The organism is Mitsuaria sp. TWR114 (assembly GCF_007997345.1).
In genome coordinates this window covers 1-642 of record NZ_VOSR01000886.1, presented here as the reverse complement: position 1 = coordinate 642, position 642 = coordinate 1, and the positions used below count along the sequence as shown (strand labels likewise).

Sequence of the window (642 nt, the reverse complement as noted above, 5' to 3'; positions counted from 1 at the left end):
CTGGTCAACAGCGCCGGCGTCCTGCACGTCGCGCCGACGGAAGACTTCTCGCTGGCGGACTTCGACCGCACGCTGGCGGTCAACGTGCGCTCGGTCTTCGTGGCCTCGCAGGCGGCCGCCCGGCACATGCGCGAAGGCGGCCGGATCATCAACATCGGCAGCACCAACGCGCAGCGCATGCCCTTCGCCGGCGGCGCGGCGTATGCGATGAGCAAGTCGGCGCTGATCGGCCTGGTCAAGGGCATGGCGCGCGACCTGGGGCCGCGCGGCATCACGGTGAACAACGTGGCGCCGGGGCCGGTCGACACCGACATGAACCCGGCCGACACGGATTTCGGCGCCGGCCTGCATGGCCTGATGGCCGTGCCGCGTCACGCCAAGGCGGACGAGATCGCGGCGATGGTGGCCTATCTGGCCGGACCGGAAGCCGGGTTCGTCACCGGCGCCGACCTGCTGATCGACGGCGGATTCGCCGCCTGAGGCCGAGGGCGCCAGTCAAGGGATCGACGAGTCGACGAATCGACGGATCGACCGATCAACGGATCAACGGACCGTATGGCGCCGGCCGTCCTCGTCGACCCAATAGCGGCCGCCCTGGCCATCCGAGTAGACCTGGCGCTCGCGGCCGTCGACGACCAGCGT

At 70.2% G+C, this 642-nt stretch carries 1 protein-coding gene; it reads left to right on the top strand.

What is annotated here, in order from left to right:
* On the top strand, positions 1–480 hold a 480-nt coding region (locus tag FUT87_RS25370; RefSeq protein ID WP_147242797.1), incomplete at its 5' end, for an SDR family oxidoreductase.
* Between the last annotated feature and the right edge of the window lie 162 nt (positions 481–642).